The organism is Bradyrhizobium sp. CCBAU 45394 (assembly GCF_028128655.1).
Lineage (GTDB): Bacteria > Pseudomonadota > Alphaproteobacteria > Rhizobiales > Xanthobacteraceae > Bradyrhizobium > Bradyrhizobium diazoefficiens.
The window spans coordinates 1-3,117 of sequence record NZ_LBIX01000097.1 but is presented as its reverse complement, the minus strand read 5'-3'; the positions used below and the strand labels follow the sequence as shown (position 1 = coordinate 3,117).

Below are 3,117 nucleotides of genomic sequence, written 5' to 3'. Positions count from 1 at the left end.
CGACTTCCCAGCCAGAACGATTCAAACTTAATCCGCTCCAGCAAATGCCGGGACTAAACAGTCACAACCACCCGCGCCGGCTCGGGGTCTGGATCTCGGGGCAGGTCCGTCGCGTCACGGCTTCCATCCGGCGGGAGATGAAGCGTCGTGCGGCTGTCGAGCCCGTCATTGGCCACGTCAAGACCGAGCACCGCATGGATCGCAATCATCTCAAGGGACGCCTCGGCGACAGGACCTACGCTGTCCTTGCCGCTGTCGGTTATAACTTCCGCCTGCTCCTGCAATGGCTCGCGGAGTTTTTGCGTGTCATCATCCGAGCCTTCGCCGAAACTGTCCCGGCTCACAAGATCGGTTAAATCAGCTCTCGTTCGCGTTCTTCACGGAGGACTCATTCATCTGGTCGAGGGCAACGGCGACTCGCCGAAAGGATGTGCCTTAGCGATCGCCGTGCCCGGTCGCCTATTTCGGCCGAACGGTTGGCCGAAAAAGTCAGATGATCGAGAAATAATGTTCAGGGTGATGCTGAACGTCGGCAGCATTCACATTGGAGAGCGTGATCGAATTACCCTCTCCGAGGTCAACGACCGCGGAATTCGAGCCATCCGCTTCGACGCGATTGGCAAGATCGGCAGGCGTATGAATACCAGTGTGATTAATCCCTGCCTCGATGTACAGTTTATCCCCCACCGTGAAGTCCATCACGGCATCCTTGCCATTCCCGCTCGTGAACATGAAGTTGTCGTTGCCGTCATCGCCGAACAGAACATCGTTGCCCTGATCGCCGAACAGATAATCGTCGCCCGCACCACCAGAGAGCGTGTCGTCGCCCTGATTACCTTCCAGACTATCGGCACCCGCTCCACCACCGATCCAATCGTTCCCGCCCAGGCCCTGGATAAAGTCCCTGTCGGGCGTGCCAACCAAGTGATCGTCGGAGTCTGTGCCGCGGATTCGAGCCATGTCGTTCTCCTGTGTTCGGTCTGCTAGGCGAGCGGTCACGCAAGTGATCGCGCTCTGGCTACGAAACATAAACGTCGAAGCTGACGAAAACCTGATCGCACACTCAGCCGAAACGGATGCGATGGGTCGTCTAATTGCCGAGCGTTGTGCAAGTGGTTTTTCAGTAACCCTCCGGCTCGACACTGAGATCGGTGTTCACGTTGATGCGCCGTCGGGTGGGTGGATGCGAGACCTCACAGCGGTTTTTCAAGTCATAACAACGGCCTTGAGGTTTGACTCAGATTGGGGAGTTCCAAATCGGTGAATTTCTGAAACGGCGGCGCGGCGAATGTTGGCGCTTGCGCTGGTTCTGAAAGCGAGGGGCGCAGCAGGTAGGCGGTGAAAACCTGCGGAATGGATCGCCAGACCCAGCGAGACTGGGGGCTGAAGTGGACCCCGGATATCTTGGACCGGCGGCTTAGGTGGTGCGGATGCCGTTCCATTTTGATAAACGGAGCGGACCATGAAGAAGACGAGAGGGAAAATCGATGCAGCGCTGAAGGCAAAGATCGCCTTGGAGGCGCTGCGAGAACAGTCAACGGTGACGGATCTGGCGCAGCGCTACCAGGTGCATGTGAAATAGCTTTATCCGTGGAAGAAGTAGCTCAGGATCAAGCGGTTCGGGCGTTCGACGCGGGCGCTGGTCGGGATGGCGAGGCGGCCCACGAACTGGAGGTCGAGAAGCTCCACGCCAAGATCGGACAATTGACGGTCGAGGGTATATCGGCCGCCGCGGCCGGCCAATGACAACGACCTTGAGCTGATGCGACGGATCGACCAGCTGTTCACGGCCTGGCCGTTCCTGGGCTCGCGGCGGATGACGGCGATGCTCAATGGCGAAGGCCGTCGCATCATCGCAAGCGCGTGCAGCGGTTGATGCGCAAGATGGGCATCGCGGCGCTGGGACCAAAGCCCAGAACCACAAAGCCGGCGCCGGGACACAAGATCTTCCCGTATCTGCTGCGCCATATGGTGATCGATCAGCAAGAAGGCCGGGAAACGGATGCGGCATACCGTGCGCAGGTGGCGGCTGCATCGGCGCAGCGACCTTGAGTTGGTGGAAATCGCCAAATGGGTCCGTCCAGTCCTGACGGGCTGGGTGCGCTACTACGGGCGGTTCTATCCCTCGAAGCTTCAAGAAGAGTTGCGCACGATCGATGCCTACATCGTTCGTGGGCAACACGAAAATACAAACGGTTCCGAGGACACACGTTGGCGGTATGGGAATGGTTACGATCGCTCAAGCGACGGAATCCTGGCCTGTTCGCCCACTGGGCTGCGGGATCAACGGTTGGATGACGGGAGCCGGATGAATCGCGAGGTTCACGTCCGGTTCTGAGAGAGCGCGGGGCTGCAATGCCCCGCGCCACTCACCTATCTCAAGTGTTATTCGGATGGCCACGGGGCCAAAGCCGGAATTGCCCGATGGATCGAGTTTTACAATTTCCGGCGCCCCCCGTCAGGCGCTGGAAAACCGCGCGCCGATGGCGGTCTGGCGGGCCGGTGTCACCGGCGCATTCGGCAAAGAGGCTGTGGATATGACGCTTCTCGCAAGCGAGAAGCTTGGACAACGCTGCGCGTTGCCCACATCCCCACAGCCACAACAGCAGCAAGCAAGAGTCGCGTAAAGTATTGGGAAGAACGAACGGCAGCAGCTCCACTTAAGAACCGGACCCGGTGGTCCTCAGCAAAGGGTCCACTTCACGAGATCCCATGCTTCATCGTGTTCGGCCCGTTGGTCGGCGCAATTTTGCCAGAGCCCCAATGGGAGCCGCTGGGATGCGTTCCTTGCAAGACAACCAGATCTTTTGATCTCCTGCCACCATCAGACTTGGTGCAGCCGGCGTAAGCAGGAACTCAATAAATAGCTTGCAGCTTACGTGGCGTCAGATTGTAGGCTTCGACGAAGGCTGACCAAAGTTACACAAAAAAAGGCAATCGATGACGCGCCAGCAAATCGGAGCCGAGCGCCACGTGACGTTGGATCCCTCGCTTCAAGGAGTCTGGAGTACGATGGACGGCAGAATTTCGTCTCCTGACTCATTAATGCAAGCATTGAGCTATGCGGGAAGCTGGGTGATGACGGAGTGAGATAGGCGGCGTATCGAGGCGGGTGTC

General features: G+C 58.5%; 3 protein-coding genes and 1 pseudogene. 2 read left to right on the top strand and 2 right to left on the bottom strand.

Annotated features, from left to right (window positions below):
- A pseudogene (locus WN73_RS12045) lies at positions 1-356 on the top strand (hypothetical protein); the annotation flags it as partial.
- Positions 357-489: 133 nt separating this feature from the next.
- On the opposite strand, the gene WN73_RS12040 reads toward WN73_RS12045, so the two are convergent.
- A complete protein-coding gene (locus tag WN73_RS12040; protein ID WP_097669459.1) occupies positions 490-960 on the bottom strand; it encodes a calcium-binding protein in 471 nt (156 codons plus the stop codon).
- 624 nt (positions 961-1,584) lie between these two features.
- Complete coding sequence (locus tag WN73_RS12035; RefSeq protein ID WP_271552926.1) at positions 1,585-2,070, bottom strand: hypothetical protein; 486 nt, start codon at positions 2,068-2,070, stop codon at positions 1,585-1,587.
- Between WN73_RS12035 and WN73_RS44565 the strand changes: the two genes are divergently transcribed.
- Positions 2,003-2,338 carry a group II intron maturase-specific domain-containing protein gene (locus WN73_RS44565; RefSeq protein WP_210202961.1) on the top strand — a complete coding sequence of 112 codons (336 nt, stop codon included), beginning with the start codon at positions 2,003-2,005 and terminating at the stop codon, positions 2,336-2,338. The genes WN73_RS12035 and WN73_RS44565 overlap by 68 nt on opposite strands.
- The last annotated feature ends 779 nt before the right edge of the window (positions 2,339-3,117 follow it).

Coding starts and splice junctions, on each gene's coding strand:
- WN73_RS12040 (WP_097669459.1), bottom strand. CDS start 960: ATGGCTCGAATCCGCGGCACAGACTCCGACGATCACTTGGTTGGCACG.
- WN73_RS44565 (WP_210202961.1), top strand. CDS start 2,003: ATGCGGCATACCGTGCGCAGGTGGCGGCTGCATCGGCGCAGCGACCTT.